At 71.4% G+C, this 21974-nt stretch carries 3 protein-coding genes; all 3 read left to right on the forward strand.

Translation table 11 applies throughout. The annotated features are described in order from the left end of the window. Positions 1-109 precede the first annotated feature (109 nt). The 3 genes from ABZ319_RS02665 (at position 110) to ABZ319_RS02675 (ending at position 21907) form a co-directional block, all read left to right on the forward strand. Entirely contained in the window at positions 110-19042 is an 18933-nt protein-coding gene (locus ABZ319_RS02665) for an amino acid adenylation domain-containing protein (RefSeq protein ID WP_354984537.1), read from the forward strand. A 213-nt stretch (positions 19043-19255) separates the two neighbouring features. Then, complete coding sequence (locus ABZ319_RS02670; protein WP_354984538.1) at positions 19256-20278, forward strand: alpha/beta hydrolase family protein; 1023 nt, start codon at positions 19256-19258, stop codon at positions 20276-20278. Between the two features lie 381 nt (positions 20279-20659). Next, complete coding sequence (locus tag ABZ319_RS02675; protein ID WP_354984539.1) at positions 20660-21907, forward strand: Nramp family divalent metal transporter; 1248 nt, start codon at positions 20660-20662, stop codon at positions 21905-21907. Positions 21908-21974 lie beyond the last annotated feature (67 nt).

Genomic DNA, 21974 nt, shown 5'->3' on the forward strand with positions numbered 1-21974 from the left:
CGATGGTTCTCGATGGACGTGGCGGCGCAGTAACGACGGACAGGATGAGGAACATCTTTATGATTCGGGTGGTCGGGGACCGGCACTACGAGACCGGGGCGGTGTGCGCATGACCCGCACCGCTCGGGTCCGGCCCACCCGCACCCGTCGGCCGCGGATTCCCACGCTGCCGCAGCTCATGGCCACCGCCGTCGAGGCGGAGCCGGCCGGTACCGCCCTCGTGCTGGCCGATGGCGCCGCCACCCTCGCCCGGTTGAGCTACGCCGAACTCGACGAGCGTTCCACCCGCCTCGCGCGCGTGCTGATCGATCGCGGCGTCGGGCCGGAGGATCTGGTCGCGATCGCCGTTCCGCGGTCGGTGGAGTCGATCGTCGCGATCTGGGCGGTCGCCAAGTCCGGCGCCGGATTCGTCCCCGTGGATCCGAACTACCCCGCCGATCGCGTTCTGCACATGGTGTCCGATTCCCGGGCGGTCCTCGGGTTGACCGTCGCGGCCCGGCGCGCGGCGCTGCCGGACACGCTGACCTGGCTCGAGCTCGACACCCCCGAGTTCGCCGACCTCGGTCAGGCGTTCTCGGCCGAACCGGTGACCAACACCGACCGGGTGCGCCCGCTGCGCGCCGAGCATCCGGCCTACGCCATCTACACCTCCGGTTCCACCGGCCTGCCCAAGGGCGTTCTGGTCACCCACGCGGGCCTCGCCGGCCTCTGCGAGGAGCAGCGCGAGCGGTTCCGGATCACCGCCGAATCCCGCGTCCTGCACGTGGCGTCGCCGTCCTTCGACGCCTCGGTCTTCGAATTGCTGATGGCGGTCGGATCGGCGGCCACCCTGGTCGTCGCCGCGCCGGAGGTCTACGGCGGTGAGGATCTGGGCGCGCTGCTCGCGCGCGAGGCGGTCAGCCACGCGGTGATCACGCCGTCGGTGCTGGCCTCCATCGATCCGAGCGGCCTGGACGCACTGCGTGTGGTGCTGGCGGCGGGTGAGGCGTGCCCGCCCGAACTGGTGCGGCGCTGGGTGGCGCCGATCGCGGACGGCGAGCGCCGCCTGCTCAACGGATACGGCCCGACCGAGACCACCATCTGGACCAACTGCGCCGAGCTGACGCCGGATCGGCCGGTGACCATCGGCGCCGCCATCCGCGGCGCGACCGCGCACGTGCTGGACGAGCGGTTGCGCCCGGTCCCGGAGGGCGTGGCGGGCGAACTGTACGTGGCCGGGGCGCTGCTGGCCCGCGGCTACCATCGGCGGCCGGATCTCACCGCCGCGCGGTTCGTGGCGAATCCCTTCGAGGAGAGCGGTTCTCGGCTGTACCGCACCGGCGACCTGGTGCGCTGGACGGCCGGTGGCGAGCTGGAATACCTCGGGCGCAACGACTTCCAGGTGAAGATCCGCGGTCTGCGGATCGAGCTCGAGGAAATCGACGCGGTGCTCGCAGGGCACGAGAGCGTCGACTTCGCCGTGACGGTCGGACACGAGATCGCGGGCCGGGCCACGGTTCTGGTGTCCTACGTGCATCCCGCGCCCGGCGCCGTCGTGAACGTCGCCGAGCTCGCCGACCTGGCCGCACGTACGCTGCCGGGCCACATGGTGCCCGCCGCGGTGATGGTGCTGGACGAGATCCCGCTGACCCCGGTCGGCAAGCTGGATCGCACCGCGCTGCCCGAACCCGAACTGCCGGTCAACGAGTTCCGGGCCCCGGAAACCGCGGTGCAGCAGACTATTTCCGACATCATCGCCGCGGTGCTCAAGGTCGAGCGCGTCGGCCTGGACGACGACTTCTTCACGCTCGGCGTGGACAGCATCACCTCCATCCAGATCGTCTCGCGGGCTCGTGCGCAGGGTGTGGCGTTCAAACCCAAGGATCTTTTCGAGAACCGGACGCTGGCCGAACTCGCGCTGATCGCCGAAGAGGCCGGGGCCGAACCGGATTTCGTGCCGGCGGCGCTGCCCGAACCCACGGCGGCCGATCTGGAACGACTGCGTCGCGAGTACCCCGGCCTCGCCGAGGTCTGGCCGCTGACCCCGCTGCAGTCCGGCATGCTCTTCCACGCGCTGCTGGCCGAGTCCTCGGTCGACGCGTACATGACCCAGTTCACCGTGGACATCGGCGGCGGGGTCGACATCGAGCGACTGCACGCCGCGGCGCAGGCGGTCCTGGACCGACATCAGAATCTGCGCGCCGCCTTCGCCGAGGACGGGGACGGTAATCCGGTCCAGGTCGTCGTCGACGGCCTCGAAGTGCCCTGGCGCTACGTCGATCTCGGCGAACTGCCGGCCGAGGCCGCTGCCGCCGAGACCGCCCGGATCCTCGCCGACGACCTCGCGGACCACTTCGACATGGCGGCCGCGCCGCTGCTGCGGTTCACTCTCATCCGCACCGCGGCCGACGCCTACCGCGTCGTCGTCGCCAGCCATCACATTCTGATCGACGGCTGGTCCATGCCCCTGCTGATGCAGGACATGTTCACCTTCTACGCGCTCGGCGACGCGGCGGCGGACCTGCCGCCCGCCCGCCCGTACCGGGACTACCTGGGCTGGCTCGCGGGCCAGGACCGGACGGCCGCGGACGAGGCGTGGCGGACCGCGCTCGCGGGGATCACCGAGCCCACCCCGCTGGCGCCCGGCGACCGCTCCCGCGTGATCACCGACGGCATCGGGCAGGTCGAATTCGAACTGCCGGTGGCGGATACGGCCGCCCTGGCCCGGGTCGCGGCCGAGGCGAGCGTCACCGTCAACACCATCGTGCAGGCCGCCTGGGGTCTGCTCATCGGCCGCAGCACCGACCGCGACGACGTGGTCTTCGGCGCGACGGTCTCCGGTCGCCCGCCGCAGCTCGCGGGCATCGAGTCCATGGTCGGGCTGTTCCTGAACGCCATTCCGGTGCGCGTGCGGCTGCGGGCGCAGGACACCCTGGCCGGACTGCTGCGGCAACTGCAGCGGGAGCAGGCCGCGCTGCTCGAGCATCACTACCTGGGTCTGAGCGATATTCAGGACATCGTCGGCGTCGAAGGACTTTTCGACTCGCTGGTGGTCTTCTCCTCGTTCCCGGTGGACAGCGAGAAGCTGGCCGAGGCCGCCGCGCCGGTGGCGGGCGTCGATCTGCTCGGCACCCAGATGGTCAACGGCACGCACTACCCGGTCACGATCATGGTGCTGCCCGGGGCCGACAAGCTGCTCATCCAGGTCAAGTACCTGCGCGACGTGTACGACGAGGCCGCCGCCGAGACGCTCGCGCAGCGACTGTCGCTGCTGCTGACCCGATTCGGCGCCGAACCCACCGCGCGCGTCGCGGACGTGGACGCGCTCACCGCCGGCGAGCGCACCGCGCTGGCCGCGATCAACGACACCGAAGTCGCCGAGCTGCTGGACGATTCGACGCTGCTGTCGCTGTTCGACACGCAGGTCGCGAAGACCCCCGAGGCCACCGCGGTCATCTTCGGAGACACCACGCTGAGCTACGCCGAACTCGACGCGCGCTCGCGGGTGCTGGCCGAGGAACTGCGCCTGCGCGGGGTCGGGCCCGAATCGCGGGTGGCCGTGGCGCTGCGGCGCAGTATCGATCTCGTCGTCGCGGTGTACGCGGTGCTGCGCGCCGGGGGCGCGTACGTGCCGGTCGACCCGGACCATCCGGCCGAGCGCAACGAGTACGTGCTCGACAGCGCCGCACCGGTCTGCGTGCTCACCCGCCGGGCCGAGGAGTTCGAAACCGCCTCGGGCACACCGCTCTTCTATCTCGAGGCGCTGACCTCGGGCAGCTCGGTCCCGGTGGTCGCCGCCGCCGCGCAGGTGCACCCGGACAACGCCGCGTACGTCATCTACACCTCCGGCTCGACCGGCCGTCCCAAGGGCGTGATGATCACGCACCGGCAGATGGCGAACCAGTTCCGCTGGGCGCAGCGCGAATACCCGCACGGCCCCGGTGACGTGGTGCTGCACAAGACCCCCATCACCTTCGACATCTCCACCTGGGAACTGTTCTGGCCGTTGCAGACCGGCGCGGCCGTGGTCGTCGCCGAGCCGGACGGCCATCGCGATCCCGCCTACCTGGCCCGGGTCATCGACGCCTACGGCGTGGGCACGGTGCACTTCGTGCCGTCGATGCTGGACGCCTTCCTGGACGGCGCCACCGGCGCCGGATTCCCGTCGCTGCGGCGCATTTTCGCCGCCGGTGAGGCGCTGACCGCCGAGACCGCCGCCAAATGCGCGGACCGGCTGCCCGGCACCGCCCTGCTGAACTGGTACGGCCCGGCCGAGGCCACCGTGGTCACCGCCCATCCGGCGCGCGAGATCACCGGACTCGCGGTGCCGATCGGCAGCCCGGTCGCCAATACCTTTGTGCACGTGCTGGATCGCCAGCTGCGGCCGGTGCCCGTCGGCGCGGCCGGTGAACTCTACGTCGCGGGTGTGCAGTTGGCGCGCGGTTACCTCGGCGCGCCCGCCCTCACCGCCGAGCGCTTCGTCGCCCACACCGACGGGCAGCGGCTCTACCGCACCGGCGACGTGGTGCGCTGGACCGGGAAAGCCCTGGAGTACCTGGGGCGCAGTGACTTCCAGGTGAAGCTGCGCGGTCAGCGCATCGAGCTGGGCGAGATCGAGACCGTCCTGCTCGCGCACCCGGACGTGCACCGGGCCGCGGTGTCGCTGGTGCGCGGCGCGGGCGGCGATCGACTGGTCGCCTACGTGGTCCTCGAACCGGGCGCCGACCCCGCGGACGCCGCGCTGCTCGCGCCCGCCCGCGAGGCGCTGCCGTCGTACATGGTCCCCGCGGCGATCGTGCGCCTGGACGCCATGCCGCTCAACGCCAGCGGCAAACTCGACCGTAAAGCCCTGCCGGAGCCGGAGTTCCAGGCCCGCGCCTACCGCGCGCCCGCCACGGCGCTGGAGAACACCGTGGCCGAGGTGTTCGCGGCCGTGCTCGGCCTGGAGCGCGTCGGCGCGGACGACGAATTCTTCGAACTCGGCGGCAACTCGCTCAGCGCCACCCAGGTCGTGGCCAGGCTCGGCGCGGCGGTCGGCGGCCGGGTGCCGGTGCGAGCGCTGTTCACCGCGCCGAGCGTGGCGCAGCTGGCGGCCCATCTGGCCGAGCACGCGGATTCCGCTGCCGCGCAGCCGCTGCGGCCCATGCCGCGCCCGGACCGGGTGCCGCTGTCGTACGCGCAGCAGCGCATGTGGTTCCTCAACCGGTTCGATCCAGAGAGCGGCGTGAACAACCTGCCGTTCGTGGTCCGGCTCACCGGTGCGCTCGACGCCGCGGCCCTGCGTGCCGCGCTGCGGGACGTGGTGGAGCGGCACGAGGTCCTGCGCACGCGCTACGCCGAAATCGACGGCGAGGGCTACCAGCTGGTGCTGCCCGTCACCGATCCGCTGGCCCTGCCCCAGTTGCCGGTCACCGATGTGGCCGCGGGCGAGCTGGAGGCCCTGATCGCGGCCGATGCGATGGCGGGCTTCGACGTGACGGCCGCGCCGCCGCTGCGCATGCGACTGCTGCGGCTGAGCGAGACCGAGCACGTGCTGGTCGCGGTCGTGCACCACATCGCCGGTGACGGCTTCTCCATGGGCCCGCTCACACGCGATCTCATGACCGCCTATTTCGATCGGATCCAGGGCGAGGCGCCGCGGTGGGAGCCGCTGCCGGTGCAGTACGCCGACTACGCGCTGTGGCAGCGCGAAGCTCTCGGCGCCGAGGACGACCCGAATTCGTCACTGGCGCAGCAGGTCGCGTACTGGCGCGCGGAATTGTCCGGGCTGCCCGACCAATTGGATCTGCCCGCCGACCGGCCCCGGCCCGCGGTCGCCACCGGTCGCGGCGCGACACTGGTTTTCGACATCGACCGCCACGTGCATCGCGCGCTGAGCACGACCGCGCAGGAACACAATTCGACGTTGTTCATGGTCGTGCACGCCGCCTTCGCGGTGCTGCTGGCCCGGCTGTCCGGATCCCGCGACATCGCCATCGGAACCCCGGTGGCCGGCCGCGGCGAGGCCGAACTCGACGGCCTCATCGGCATGTTCGTGAACACCCTGGTGCTGCGCACCGACATCGACCCCGCGGTCAGCTTCGGCACGCTGCTGGACACGGTGCGGCGTGGCGACATCGAGGGCTTCGGGCACGCGGACGTGCCGTTCGAACGCCTGGTGGAACTGCTGGATCCGGCGCGTTCGCAGGCGCGGCACCCGTTGTTCCAGACCATGCTGCAGTTCCAGAACATGGCCAAGGCCGAGCTGGATCTGCCGGGCCTGGCGGTGGCTGCGGTCGATCTGGATGTACCGCTGGCCAAGTTCGACCTGCAGCTCTCGATGGTGGAGCAGACCGGCGACGCGGGCGAGCCCACCGGGCTCACCGCGATCTTCACCTACGCCACCGACCTTTTCGACGAATCGACCGTGCAGAGTTTCGCCGATCGCTTCCGCCGCGTGCTCGTCGCGGTCGCGGCGCACCCGGAGCTGCCCGTCGGCGATTTCGACCTGCTCGCGGTCGACGAGCGTCAGCGCCTGCTCACCGACTGGAACGCGACCGCGGCCGCGCTGCACGGTACGACGCTGACCGCGCCCTTCGTGGCCCAGGCCCGGCGCACCCCCGACGCGCCCGCCGTCGTGTCCGGCGGGACGAGTCTGTCCTACGGCGAGTTCGCCGGACGGGTGAACAGGCTGGCCCGGCGCCTCATCGCGGCCGGGGTCGGACCGGAATCGCTGGTGGCCCTGGGCATCCGGCGTTCGGTCGATCTCGTGGTGGCGATGTACGCGGTGCTCGAGGCCGGTGGCGCGTACGTGCCGCTGGATCCCGATCATCCGGCCGAGCGCATCGGGCACGTGCTCGATACCGCGGAACCGGTGTGCGTACTGTCCACCAGCCGTGACGGTTTCGACGCGGGTGACCGGCTGGTGCTGGACATCGATCGCGAGGACCTGTCCGGCTACCCGGGCACGCCCATCGCCGCCGCGGAACGGCTCGGCCCGCTGCGCGGCTCGAACACCGCGTATGTCATCTTCACCTCGGGCTCGACCGGTCGCCCGAAGGGTGTCGCGGTCACGCACGCGGCCATCGACAATCAGATCGAGTGGATGCTGGCCGAGTACCCGATGGGGGCTGCGGATGTGTATTTCCAGAAGACCGCGACGACGTTCGATGTGTCGCTGTGGGGCTACTTCATGCCGCTGCGGGTGGGCTCGAAGCTGGTCGTCGCCAGCCACGACGGTCATCGCGACACCACCTACATCGCGAACACCATTGCCGCGCAAGGGGTGACGGTCACCGACTTCGTGCCGTCCATGCTGACGGTGTTCGCCGCGCACACTCCCGCGGGTTCGCTGCCGACGTTGCGCGATGTGTTCGTGATCGGTGAGGCGTTGCCGCCGGAGACCGCGGCCGCGGTGCGTGAACTCGGCGATATCGCGGTGCACAACCTGTACGGTCCGACCGAGGCCGCGGTGTCGATCACCTACTGGCAGGTGACCGCTGCCGACACCCGGACCGCGCCGATCGGTATTCCGCAGTGGAACAGCCGTGTCTACGTGCTGGATTCGCGTTTGCGCCCGGTTCCCGTGGGCGTGGCGGGCGAACTGTATCTCGCCGGTGATCAGCTGGCGCGCGGCTACGTGCGCCGTCCCGATCTGTCCTCGGATCGCTTCGTGGCCAACCCCTTCGAGCCGGGGCAGCGTATGTACCGCACCGGTGACCTGGTGGTGTGGCGTGAGCCCGCCGGGGAGTCGCAGCGGCTGGAGTACATCGGCCGCACCGATTTCCAGGTGAAGTTCCGCGGTCAGCGCATCGAGCTCGGTGACATCGAGACCGCGTTGCTGGCGCAGCCTTCGGTCAGCCAGGCCGCGGCGCTGGTGGTGCCCACCGCGCTCGGCGATCAGCTCGTCGCGTACGTGGTGCCCGCGCCCGGACAGGTCGTCGACAGCCGCGCGCTGCTCGCCGGGGTCGCCGAAACCCTGCCCGCGTACATGATTCCGGCGTCCGTGGTGACGCTGACGGAGTTCCCGCTCAACACCAGCGGCAAGCTCGATCGCAAGGCGCTGCCCGAACCGGTCTTCGAGGCCCGGGAATTCCGCGCTCCGGCAACACCGGTCGAGGAAACCGTGGCGGGCGTCTTCGCCGATCTGCTCGGACTGGACCGGGTCGGCGCCGACGACGACTTCTTCGAGCTCGGCGGCAACTCGCTCATCGCCACCCAGGTCGCGGCCCGCCTCGGCGCGGCGCTCGATATCCAGGTGCCGGTGCGCGCGCTGTTCGAAGCCTCCTCCGTGAGCGCCCTGGCGGTGCGCGTGGAGCAGCATCGCGGAACCGGGGCCCGGCGGCCGCTGACGGCCGTAGAACGCCCGGAGAACATTCCGCTGTCCATGGCGCAGCAGCGCATGTGGTTCCTCAATCAGCTCGACAACGCCTCGGTCGCCTACAACCTGCCGGTGGCCCTGCGACTCATCGGGGAACTCGACGTCGAGGCCCTGCGGCTCGCGGTCACCGATGTGGTGGCCCGGCACGAGACGCTGCGCACGGTCTACCCCGAGATCGACGGGGTGGGGCATCAGGTCGTGCTGCCGGTCGGGCGGGTCGCCCCCGATCTCGCACCGGAGACCATCGAATCGGCCGACGTGCTGGAGCGCGTGGGCGGGCTGTTCCTGCGCCCGTTCGATGTGACCACCGAAGTTCCGTTGCGCACCAAGCTCTTCCACATCGACACCGCCTCCCGCGAGGCGGAGCACGTCTTCGTGATGGTGGCGCATCACATCAGTTCCGACGGGTGGTCGCTGGGTCCGCTGACCCGCGACCTCATGCTCGCCTACGCCGCGCGCACGGCCGGCGCGGCGCCCGGATGGCAACCGCTCGCGGTGCAGTACGCCGACTACTCGCTGTGGCAGCGCGAGGTCCTGGGCCGCGAGGACGATCCGGAATCGCCCGCGGCGCAGCAGATCGCCTACTGGAAGCAGGCCCTGGACGGCCTGCCCGACCAGCTGGATCTGCCCACCGATCGCCCGCGCCCGCCGGTGCAGTCCTTCACCGGCGGCACGGCCGAACTCCGCGTCGACCCGCGCACCCATCAGGCCCTGCTGGATCTGGCGCGGGCCGAGGGCGCGACCCTGTTCATGGTCGTGCACACCGCGCTCGCCGTGCTGCTGGCCCGGCTCTCCGGCACCGACGACATCGCGGTCGGCACCCCCATCGCGGGCCGCGGCGAAGCGGTTCTGGACGACCTGGTCGGCATGTTCGTCAACACGCTCGTCTTCCGGACCCGGGTCGACGCGGGCGCCGCGTTCACCGACCTGCTCGCCCGCCAGCGCACCACCGACCTCGCGGCCTTCGCCAACGCGGATGTGCCCTTCGAGCGGCTGGTCGAGGTGCTCAACCCGGTGCGCTCGACCGCCCGGCATCCGCTGTTCCAGGTGGGCCTGTCGTTCCAGAATCTTGCCCAGGCAGGACTGGAACTGCCCGGACTCACGGTCGCGCCGGTCGCGGTGGACACCGAACTGTCGCAGTTCGATCTGCATTTCCTCATCTCCGACTCGCACGACGAAGCGGGCGCGGCGGCGGGCATCACGGGCCTGGTCACCTACGCGGCCGACATGTTCGATCGCGCCACGGTGCAGGGCTTCGCGGATCGCTTCATGCGCCTGCTCGACGCCGTCGTGGCGAACCCGGGCGGCGCGGTCGGCGACTACGAACTGCTGACCCGCACCGAGTACGACCACCTGGTGCGCGACGCCAATGCCACCGCGCACGAGACGGATTCGACGGCGACGCTGGCCGCGCTGCTGACCGGGAGCATCGCCCGGCACGGGTCGGCCATCGCCCTGTTCGAGGACGCCACCGGCTCGGATCTGACCTACGCCGAACTGGGGGAGCGGGTCAATCGCCTGGCCCGGTACCTGATCTCGGCCGGGGTGGGCCCCGAAACGCGGGTCGCGCTGGCGCTGCGGCGCTCGGCCGATCTGGTCGTGGCCATGTACGCGGTCACCCTGGCCGGCGGCGCGTACGTGCCCGTGGATCCGGACCAGGCCGCCGAACGGACCGGGTACATCCTGGAGACCGCCGCGCCGATCTGCGTGCTGACGAACGCGGACGCCGACTTCCGCACCGACCTCGCGCCGGTGCTGCGGATCGACGAGCTGGATCTCGAAGCCGTTGCGAGCGACCCGATTTCGGACGCGGACCGGTCCGGGACCCTGCTGCCCGAGCACACCGCCTACGTCATCTTCACCTCCGGCTCCACCGGCAGGCCCAAGGGCGTGGCGGTGCCGCACGCGGCCATCGTCAACCAATTGCTCTGGAAGACGGACGAATTCGCGCTCGGTTCCGACGACGCGGTGCTGCTCAAGACCGCGGCCACCTTCGACCTGTCGGTCTGGGAGTTCTGGTCCGCCGCGGTCTGCGGGGGACAGCTCGTCATCGCCGGGCCGGACGGGCATCGCGATCCCGCCTACCTGAACGAGCTCATGCGTCGCGAGCAGGTCACCACCCTGCACGTCGTGCCGTCCATGCTGGACGCGCTGCTGGCCGACGCCGCCACCGCGGGCGCCGGTGCGCTGCGCCGGGTACTCGCCATCGGCGAGGCGCTGCCCGGTGCGCTGGCCCAGCGCTACCGCACCACCTTCCCGCAGGTTGAGCTGTTCAACCTGTACGGCCCCACCGAGGCCGCGGTGTCCATCACCAGTCACCGGGTGAACTCCGGCGATCAGGTGTCGGTCTCCATCGGCGCGCCCGAATGGAACAGCCGCGCCTACGTGCTGGATTCGCGGCTGCGGCCGGTCCCGGCCGGAGTGTCGGGCGAGTTGTACCTGGCCGGAGCGCAATTGGCGCGCGGCTACTTCGCCAGGCCGGACCTCACCGCGGATCGGTTCGTGGCCGATCCCTTCGGCGCCCCGGGCGCCCGGATGTACCGGACCGGCGACCTGGTGGCCTGGAACCGCAACGGCGAGCTGGACTATCGCGGCCGCACCGACTTCCAGGTCAAGATTCGCGGCTTCCGCATCGAACTCGGCGAGATCGAGGCCGCGCTGCTCGCGCTGCCGGAAGTCGATCGGACCGCGGTGCTGGCCACCTCCGACGCGCGGACCGGGGACCGGCTCATCGCCTACCTCGTCGGCACGGATATCGATGTGGCGCGGGTGAAGTCGGCGCTGTCGGCCGCCCTGCCCTCGTACATGGTGCCCGCGGCCTTCGTGGTGCTGGACGCGTTGCCGCTCAACGTCAACGGCAAGCTCGATCGCAAGGCGCTGCCCCGGCCCGAGGTGGCGGCCCGCGAATACCGCGCGCCCGGAACGCCGTTGGAGCAGACGGTCGCCGACGTCTTCGGCGACACGCTCGGCGTCGAACGGGTCGGGCTCGACGACGACTTCTTCGGCCTCGGCGGCAATTCGCTGCTGGCCACCCAGGTGGTCAGCCGCCTGCGCACCCTCACCGGCGCCCAGGTCATGGTCGCGTGGTTCTTCACCGATCCGAGCGTTGGCGGGATCGCCGGGCAGATCGTCGCCGCGCTCGCGGGTGAACGCGACTACGACGAGAACTCCGAAGCGGGCCTGCAGGTCGTGCTGCCCATTCGCGGCACCGGCACCCGGACACCGCTGTTCTGCGCGCCGCCCATGGCGGGCATGTCCTGGTGCTACGCGGGGCTGACGAGGTTCCTGCCCGACGACCAGCCCATCCTGGGTCTGCAGTCGCCCGCGCTCACCGAACCCGGCTACGACCCGGCCACGCTGGGCGAGGTCGCGCGCCGCTACGTCGCCGAGATCCGGGCCGTCCAGCCGGAGGGGCCGTACCGGCTGCTCGGCTACTCGCTCGGCGGCATCCTGGCGCACGCCATCGCGACCGAACTGCGAGCCGACGGCCAGACCGTCGACCTGCTCGCCATTCTCGACTCCTACCCGGAATCGGAGTTCACCGATTTCCGCAGTTCGCTGCTCGACGAACTCGCGCAGGTCGGCGTGGGCCCCGACGCGTTCCCGGACGGCGATCTGCTGAACCTGGACGGCGAAGCGCTGGCCGCGGTGCACGCGGCCATCCCCGTCGACCTCGCGGTGCTCACGCTCGAACGCTTCCGGCAGATCTATCGCGGTGCGGTGCGCAGCATGGAACTCGGCTCCGAGTACCGCCACGCCGTACTCGACGGCAGCCTGGACCTGTTCCGGGCCACATTCGGCCCGGACGGCGCGGGACAACCGCATTCGGCCGCGGACTGGCGACCGTACGTCACCGGGCCCATCGGTGAATACTCTGTCGAGACACGACATCAGCTCATGACGACCGCCGAAGCCTTCGCCGAAATCGGACCGAAGCTGGCGGAGCTCATCGAACGCGCCGACCGAGAACGCGGCGAATCGGAGGAAACCGTGCGAGTTCCGGTATCCCCGGCCCAGCAGCGCATCTGGTCCCGCGAGCGATCGGCGGTCGACAACCTGCCCGTCGTGCTGCGCTTCACCGGTGAGCTCGACGCCGGAGCCCTCGAACAGGCCCTCGGGGACGTGGTGCGGCGGCACGAGTCGCTGCGCACCCTGTACCCGGTGGTCGACGGCGAGGTGTATCAGCGGGTGCTGCCCGGGGTGCAGATCGCGCCGAAGGTCACCCCCGAGCTGATCGACGTCGACACCCTGCCTGACCGGCTGGAACGGCTGCTCACCCGGCGGTTCGACGTGGCCGCCGAACTGCCCTTGCGGGCGGAGCTCTTCCGCGTGGATCTGGGCGGCGAGATCGAGCACGTGCTCGGCCTGGTCGTGCACGCGATCAGCGCCGACGAGGGCTCGGTCGGGCCGCTGGTGCGAGATCTGGTGACCGCGTACGAGTCCCGGACCACCGGCGCCGCCCCGCAGTGGGCGCCGCTGCCCATGCGCTCGGTGGATCACACCGGATTGCGCACGGACACCCGGCGATTCGCCGACCTGCGACTGCCCGGCGACCGGCCGCGTCCCGCGACGCCCAGTCATCGCGGCGGCAGCGTGCGGTTCCCCGTCAACGCCGCCATCCACCGCGGCCTCGATCGCATCGCCCGCCAGCACGGCACCACGCTGTTCTCCGTGGTGCACACCGCGCTGGCGTTGTTCCTGGCCCGGCTGTCCGGGACCGAGGACATCGCCATCGGCACCCCCGTCACCGGGCGGGACGCGGCCGGATTGCACGACTCGGTCGGCGTTTACGCCAATACCGTGGTGCTGCGCACCCGGGTCGAAGGCCACCTGAAGTTCGCGCAGCTGCTCGCGCGGGCCGGGGACGCCCAGGCCGAGGCGTTCGCCCAGGCCGAACTGCCGGTCGGGGCCGCGCAGGTCGCGCTGTCCTTCCAGCGGCCCGCGCAGACCGAGTTCGAGCTGCCCGGATTGCGGGTCAGCACACTCGATTCCGGAATCGAGTACACCGCGACCGATCTCGCGCTGAGCATTCGCGAGCGCACCGATCACGACGCCGGGCTGTTCGCCACGCTGAGTTTCGCGCGGGACCTGTTCGACGACGAGACCGTGGACGTGTTCGCGTACCGCTTCGTGCGGCTGCTCGCGGCCGTGGTCACCAGCTCCGAGACGCCGATCGGCGATCTGCCGCTGCTCGGCGACGACGAGTACGAATTGCTCACCCGGGTCACCGATTCGGCGCCGGTCACCCGGCTGCTGCCGGATCTGCTGGCCGCCGGCGCGCGTCTGGGCCGGGACCGCGTCGCGGTGCGCTACCGCGGGCATTCGCTGACCTACGGGGAATTCGACGACTACTCCTCGCAGCTGGCGCGGGTGCTCATCGATCGCGGGGTGGCGCCGGAAAGCCTGGTCGCCGTGGCGTTCCCGCGCTCGTTCGAGGCCGTGGCCGCGGTGCTCGCGGTCGCCAAGTCCGGTGGCGCGTACGTGCCGGTCGATCCCACCGATGCCGCGTCGGCCGCCCGGCGGATCACCGAATCCGGTGCCACCGTGGGCATCACGGTCAAGGCGTTCCTGCCGGTGCTGCCGGCCACGGTCGAATGGCTGTGCCTCGACGACGCCGACACCGACGCGCGGTGCGTGGCCGAGGCCACCGATCCGGTGACCGACGCCGATCGCAACGCGCCGCTGCGCGCGGACCATCCCGCCTATGTCGTGTACACCGCGGGAACCCGCGGTGTGGTCGTGACGCACGCCGGTGCGCAGGGCCTGCTCGAATCGGTCGTGCGCCGGTTCGGCCTGGACTCCGGCAGCCGGGTGCTGCACGCGGGCAGCCCCGCCGACGATCTGTCGGTCCTGGAATGGCTGTCGGCCTTCGAGATCGGGGCCACCCTGGTCATCGCGCCGGCCGCCGCCGCCGACGGTGCGGCGCTGGCCGATGTCATTCGCGCCGAGCAGGTCACCCATGCCCTGCTCACCCCGCGCGTCGCCGAGACCCTGGAGCCGGGCACCCTGCCCGGATTGCGCCTGGTCGCGGTGCGCGGGCACAGCACGCCGGAACTGGTCGGCTCGTGGCAGCGGCCCGAGCGCGCCTACCGGCAGCTGCACGGCTCGGCCGAGGCCACCGTCGTGGCCGCCCTGGCCGAGCCCGCACCCGGCCGGCACCTGACCCTCGGCCATCCGGTCAACGGCCTGTCCGCGCTGATCCTGGACGAGCGCCTCAACCCCGTGCCGCCCGGCGTCCCCGGCGAGCTGTACCTCACCGGTCCGGCCCTGGCCCGCGGCTACCACGCGCGCCGCGCCACCACCGCTGTGCGCTTCGTGGCCAACCCGTGGGGCGCCCCCGGCTCCCGCATGCTCCGCACCGGCGACCTGGTGCGCTGGTACGCCGCGCCCCGGGCCCGCAACGGCAACGCCGCCCTGCCCACGGTGGACTGGGAACTCGAGTACCTGGACCACACGGCTCCCGCCGACGAGTTCGACCTCGAGCAGCTGGCCCGCGCTCGCAAGGCCGCGGCCGACGCACCCCCGGTCCTGCGCACCGAGTTCGGGGTGCTGCCCCCGGTGACTCCCCGCCGCAGTGAAACCGCAACCGGCGCAACAGGTCTGTCGGGTGATCGTTCTGCAGGTTCCGGTCTGCCGGGCGATCGTTTTGCCGAATCGGGTCTGCCGCGCGATCGTTCCGCCGGTTCCGGCCTGTCCGGTGATCGTTCTGCCGGATCGGGTCCGTTGGGCGACCGTTCGCCGGGCTCGGCTGACGGCCGCGCTGCTACTCCCGGCTCAGCTGGTAACCGGTCCGCCGCCACGGGTCTGCCCGGTGACGCCGCTGCCGCACCGGGCGTACCCGGTGGCCGTGGCGGCTCGGGTCTGCCCGGCGACAGTCCGGCAGCCTCGGGTCTATCCGGTGCCGGCCCGGCCGCTCCGGCCCGGTCCGGCGACCGCCCGGCCTCGCCGGTCACCGCCCGCCGCGACCTACCCCCGCGGACGGAGCCGAGATCCTCGAGATCCGCCGAATCCGCTTCCCCGAGTACGAATTTCGCTGACAACAACGAGGACTGGGCTACCACTCAGGTGTTGCCCGTGATCAAGTCGGACGGCCCCCCGACCAGCGTCAAACTCCGCGCGGTCGACCCCTCCACCCTCGGGCCCGACTTCGCTCCCCGGGTCTCCCGCCCCCGCACGGACGAACCCGGCGCGGCCGCGATATCCCCCGGCACGACGGACGAACGCCCCCTGGCAGATGCCTCCCGCGACGCCGAGCCCGCTACGTCCCGGTCGGCGGAAGCCCCTGCCGCGCAGCGCGTCACAGACGCCGCAGCGGGCGGCCCGGCCGAGCTCCGGTACCCCGGCGGCGATACGGCCGCCGGATCCCGGACCTCCTCCGCCGGCGCCGCACCTCGTTTCGACGATCCGGCGTCCGATGCGCAGCCCCCGAACCCGGCGGACGAGCGCGCCCTGGCCGACGCGTACCGATTCGGCGCGGCCACTCCGGCGGAAACAACAACCGTCGTGCCGGTCTTCACCGACACCGCCGACGGCGGCTCGGGCGAGCCCCCGCGGCCCGGCGGTGCCGAACCCTTCGGTTCCCGTGGTTCTTCCGCGGGTTCCGCGGGTCGTTTCGGTGACGCCGCAGCCGCGCCGGCGGAATCCGCTGCCGCGCCACGGTTCCCAGATGCCGTCGAGGCCGAGCGCCCGCTACCTCGCGGTGCCGAGGCTTTCGGCTCTCGCGCCTCCTCTGCCGATTCCGCGCCGCGTTTCGCTGACGCGGATTCCGATGCGCAGGCTCCCAGTGCGGCGGACGAGCGTGCTTTGGCCGACGCCTATCGGTCCGGCGCCGCCGCCCCGATGGAATCCGCTGCCGCGCCGCGTTTCGGTGATGCGGATTCCGATGCGCAGGCTCCCAGCGCGGCAGATGAGCGTGCTTTGGCCGACGCGTACCGCTCGGGTGCAGCCGCTCCGGCGGAATCCACCGGCGTGCCGCGCTTCTCGGACGCGGCGGAGGCCGGAGCGGATGAGCACCGGCGGCCCGGCGGCGAGGCCGTGTTCGGATCGCGTGGCTCCGTTGCCGGTCCTGCGGCGCGTTTCGGTGACGAGGATTCCGATGCGCAGGCCCCCAGCGCGGCGGATGAGCGTGCGTTGGCCGACGCCTATCGGTTCGGGGCGGCTACGCCCGCCGAAACCGGTGCCGCGCAGGTGGATCAGGATCCCGCGGCTCGGTTCGCCGACGTCGGGCCGAGCACCGCGGCCAACCGCGCGCTGGCCGAGGCGTACAAGGCCGACGCGGTCGGGCCGGATGTCAGTTGGCAGGCGTACTCGGCTGTGCCCGAGGATGAGCCCGCTGATGCCGGGAGCTTCGGCGATGACGCCGGCGAGGCTCCCAATACTGCCGCGAACCGAGCGCTGGCGGACGCCTACAAGGCGGACGTGTCGGCGGAGGATGCCGCCTGGCGCGCCGGAGGACTGGCGTATTCGGCCCTGGACGAAGGCATCTCGCTGCCCGGCCGGCCGGAAGCGGCCGGGCCGGGCGGATCGGGAGACGCAGCCGGGAACGACGCGCCCGCGCGGTTCGACGACTCGGCCGACGAGATCGACCACCGTGCGCTGGCCGACGCGTATCGCGCAGGCTCGCAGGGCGACTCCACCGGCTCGGCGGGCAGCGAGCTGCCCGCGCGATTCGGCGACGAGGCCGAGCGGCCCGCCGCCGACGCGGACCGTGCGCTCGCCGACGCCTACCGCTCGGATTCCGGCACGGACGACACAGCGTGGCGCACCGGCGGCCTGGCCTACTCGGCCGTCCCCGACGAACACGCCACCGGCGCTTCACGTTTCGGCGACACCCACGACGAGCCACACGCCGAGGTCGACCACCGCGCCTTGGCCGACGCCTACAAGGCGGACGCGGGCGACCCGGTGCGGTCGGCGGGGGAGAACTTCGCGGCCGCGGTGAGCCCCTCGGCCGGGGTCTTCGGACCGCCCGTGGACGCGGAGCCGGTACCGGAACCTTCCGTGGACAAGGCGTTCTCGGGCTTCGGTGAGCCGAGCGCCCCGCCGCACACCGAGGACTTCACGCACCGCGCGGACCGGACCGCCGAGGCGGCGGCCGGTTTCGGGCCGGGCTTCGCCGACTCGACCGCCGGCGGCGCTGATGTCGGTGCTGTCGCCAACGACGACGCTGTTGCCAATGTTGCTGCCGCCAACGACGATGCCGCTGACGCCGCTGCCGCTACTGCCAACGCGGCTGCTGCCGCCAACGACGAGGGTGCGCCCGCCGCGGCCGAGGATGTGGAAGCTGCCGCAGCACACGCTGCCGCCGCCGAAGCTCCCGCCGCCGGCGATTCGCCTGTCCCGCAGGCGGATTCCACCCCCGTCCCCCGGCTCTCCGCGGTAGGCAAGGTCTCCGCCCTCCCGGCGGGCGCGGTCAGCCTGCTCGAGGTGGAGCCCTCGGGGCTGTGGGTGCGGGCCATCACGCTCGACATCGCGGCCGATGTGTCCGGCACCCGGGTCCGGCGTTCGGTCGCCGGGCTGCTGGAACGGCATCCGGCGCTGTGGTCGCGCCTGCGCCGGGACGGCGACGCCGTCGCCATGGACATTCCGGCCGCTCCCAGCCGCGGGGACGCGGTGGTGTGGCAGCTGGATCCGTCGGTCGAAGCCGTCGGGGACCCCATCGAAGCGGTGATCCACGCGGCCGCCGCGGAGATGGACCCGGAGAAGGGCCGCAACATTCGCTTCGTGCTCATGGCGGGCGCCGAAGCGGATCCGAGCGTCGACGCCGGTGACCGGCCGGCCGCGGTGCTGGTCGTGGTCGCCAACGGACTCGTGGTGGACGACACCTCGTGGCGCACCGTCATCGAGGACCTCACCGCCTCCTGGTCCGGCGGTCACGCCACCCCGCCCAGCGCCGACGCGCACCCGCTCGGCATCGCCGCCGCTCTCGCCGACCGTGCCGCCGAACCGGACACCCTCGACGAATTGCCGTGGTGGCAGGCCACACTGGCCGGCGCCGAACCGGGTATGGATCTCGAGCAGGCGCTCGGCGGCGACGACGGCCCCGTCGGCCGCGGCCGCGTGTCGGTCTCGATCACCGGCGAAGGCGCGGCCGCGGTGGACACCGTCGCCCGCCGCTACCACGCCACCATCGACGAGGTCCTGCTCGGCGCCCTCGCGGTCGCCCTGCTGGACGACAGCGTCGAATCCGCCCGGCACGCCATCGGTTCGGTGGTCCGGCTGGTCGCCGACGGCCGCGTCCCCGGCGACCGGGCCGGTCATCGCACCGTCGGCGCGTTCAGCACCGAGTACCCGTTCGCCCTGCGCCTGGCCGGCGTGGACTACGCCGAGGTACGCCGGGGCGGCGCCGCCGCCGGATCGGTCATCGAGCAGATCCGCGACCGCTGCCGCGAGGTGCCCTCGCAGGGCGTCGGCTTCGGGCTGCTGCGGCACCTGAATCCCGACACCGCCGCCGAGGCGGCCGCGCTCCCGGTGGGCCGCATCGGCTTCCGCTATCGCGATCTGCGACCCGCCCGGGTGTACCCGGAACCGGTCGCCGACGATCTGTACCTGGACGTCACCGTCGACACGACCCAGGACGGCCTGGTCGCCCGGTTCGATTTCGCCGGTGCGGTGCTGGACCTGGAGCAGATCAAGAAGCTCGTGGAGGGCTGGGTTCAGGCACTGGGCGGACTTGCCGAACATGGACGCGCGGTCAATTCGTAGCGCATCGGCTACCGTCACCAACGGTTAGCCCGTAGGGTCTCCACCCGAGGCCCGTATGCGCTGCGAGTCCGGCCGGAGCCATCCGGTCGAGAACCCGAATGCGGGGTAGATCTACCGGCACACGAACCGATAGTGAAGGTGTGAACATTGATTCGTCGACATGTCCGCAATCGGCTTACAAGTCGCAAGCGCGGTGCCCGCACCGCCGCTTTCATGGCCGCGACGGCAGTACTCACCGGCCTGGTGGCCGGTGTCGGCATCCCCACCGCCGCTGCTGATCCGATCATCGACAACAAGAAGCTGCTCGCGGATCCGGTGGCGCCGGACGGGTCGAAGATCACCAAGGCGGAGATGAAGGACGGCCGCAACATCCGGCTGTACGTCTACTCCGCGGCCATGGACGCCACCTTCCCCGTCGATGTGCAGCGGCCCGCCGACACCTCCGAACCGCGCCCGACCCTCTACCTGCTCAACGGCGCGGGCGGCGGTCAGGACGACGCCTCCTGGGTGAAGAAGACCAATATCGTCAACGGCTTCCTCGCCGACAAGAACGTCAATGTCGTGCAGCCGATCGGCGGCAAGTGGTCCTACTACATGGACTGGCAGCAGGACGATCCCACGCTCGGCCGCAACAAGTGGCAGACCTTCTTCACCGAGGAACTGCCGCCGCTGGTCGACGGCGCCCTCGGCACCAACGGCGTGAACGCGGTCGCCGGCATCTCCACCTCCGGCACCACCGTCCTCTCGCTGCCCGAGGCCAAGCCCGGCCTGTTCCGTGCCGCGGCCGCCTACAGCGGCTGCGCCCAGTTCGCCGATCCGGTGGGCCGCGAGTTCATGCGCCTGACCGTCGAGACCTGGGGCGGCGGCAAGCTGGAGAACATGTTCGGCCCCGAGAACTCCCCGGCCTGGGCCGAGAACGACCCGGTCGTCAACGCCGAGAAGCTGCGCGGCACCGACCTTTACATCTCCACCGGCAACGGCCTGCCGGGCCAGTGGGACGGGCTCAACGGCCCGTACACCCTGCCGGGCAGCTACGGCCTGGTGAACCAGCTCGTCATCGGCGGCGTCATCGAGGCGGGCACCAACTACTGCACCGCGAACCTCAAGACCAAGCTGGACTCGCTGAACATTCCGGCGACGTACAACTTCCGCAACAGCGGCACCCACTCGTGGGGGTACTGGAACGACGAGTTCATCAACTCGTGGCCGGTGCTCGCCCGCGGCCTGGGGCTCTAGCTGTCCCGCCTCCCCGAATATTCAGCGCCCGGCTCGGGAGCCGTTGCCTGATTCGCACGCGTGGTGCGGTCGGGCACGGCACCGGTTCTGGGCGTACCCGGGGAGTTACCCCGATCTCGCGAGATCAGTTGTCGCCTTTGCATGACGTGGCGGGGAGCGGTCCTCGTACGGTGCCTGCGTCTGATCCGGGTGCATCCTCTTCGGCGTCGCGCGTCGCCGTGAGGGTCTGGCTACGTAACCTGCGGTGTCCTTTCGACCGTTCGCCTTCGGGCGGGCGGTCGAATTCGTTCGCGGGGTTCGCCGACCTGCCATAACGCGACGGGTGGCCCGGTTTTATGGGGCTGACTCAACAAAAAGTTTGGTTCACCGTAAACTCCTGGGGTGGAGATCAGGCAGGCCGAGCGCCGCACCCGGTTGCAGCGCGGCAGATCGGCCGCCGTGCTGCTCGGCCCGGCGTTCGTCGCCGCCATCGCCTACGTCGATCCGGGCAACGTGGCCTCGAACATCAGCGCCGGCGCGAAGTTCGGGTATCTGCTGGTGTGGGTCATCGTCATGGCCAACGTCATGGCGGGGCTGGTGCAGTTCCTGTCGGCCAAGCTGGGTTTGGTCACCGGCATGTCGCTGCCCGAGGCCGTGCGCGACCGGGCGAGTCGCCGGGTGCGCCTGGCCTACTGGGCGCAGGCCGAGACCGTCGCGATGGCAACCGATCTCGCCGAGGTCGTGGGCGGCGCCATCGCGCTGAACCTGCTGTTCGGACTGCCGCTGCTGCTGGGCGGGCTGATCACCGGGGTGGTGTCGCTGGCGCTGCTGGCGGTGCAGAACCGGCGCGGGCAGCGGCCCTTCGAACGCATCATCATCGGCATGCTGGCCGTCATCGCCATCGGCTTCCTGGCCTCGGTATTCATCTCGCCCCCTTCGGTTTCGGGCACCATCGGGGGACTGGTGCCGCGCTTCGACGGCACCGAGAGCGTGCTGCTGGCCGCCGCCATGATCGGCGCGACCGTCATGCCGCACGCCGTGTACCTGCACTCGGGACTGGCCCGGGACCGGCACGGTTCACCCGAGCCGGGTCCCGCCCGTGCCCGGCTGCTGCGCATCACCCGGTACGACGTGGGCCTGGCCATGCTGCTGGCGGGCGCGGTGAACCTGGCCATGCTGCTCATGGCCGCGAGCACCCTGCGCGGGCGCGAGGGCGTGGACTCCCTCGAGGACGCGCACGCGGCGGTGACCCAAACCCTCGGTCCCGCAGCCGGATTGCTGCTCGCGGTCGGCCTGCTCGCCTCGGGCCTGGCCTCGACCTCGGTCGGCGCGTACGCCGGCGCGATGATCATGCAGGGCCTGCTGCGCCGCCGGATCCCGCTGCTGGTGCGCCGCGTGGTCACCCTCATTCCGGCCCTGGTGATCCTGGCCCTGGGCGTCGATCCCACGCGCGCGCTCATCGTGTCGCAGGTGGTGCTGTCCTTCGGCATCCCGTTCGCCCTGATCCCGCTGGTGCGCTTCACCGCCGACCGGAACCTCATGGGCGCGGACGTGAATCGCCGCCTCACCACGGCGCTGGCTTGGCTGGTGGCGGCCGTCATCTCGGCGCTGAACGTCGCGCTGATCTATCTGACGGTCACCGGAAGTTAGTCCGGTACAGGCGAAGTCGCTCGCTCCGTGGGGGGGAGCGGGGGACTTAGCACAGAAATGAAGAGCA

It is taken from the genome of Nocardia sp. NPDC005978 (assembly GCF_040614455.1).
Lineage (GTDB): Bacteria > Actinomycetota > Actinomycetes > Mycobacteriales > Mycobacteriaceae > Nocardia.

Coding starts and splice junctions, on each gene's coding strand:
- ABZ319_RS02665 (WP_354984537.1), top strand. CDS start 110: ATGACCCGCACCGCTCGGGTCCGGCCCACCCGCACCCGTCGGCCGCGG.
- ABZ319_RS02670 (WP_354984538.1), top strand. CDS start 19,256: ATGGCCGCGACGGCAGTACTCACCGGCCTGGTGGCCGGTGTCGGCATC.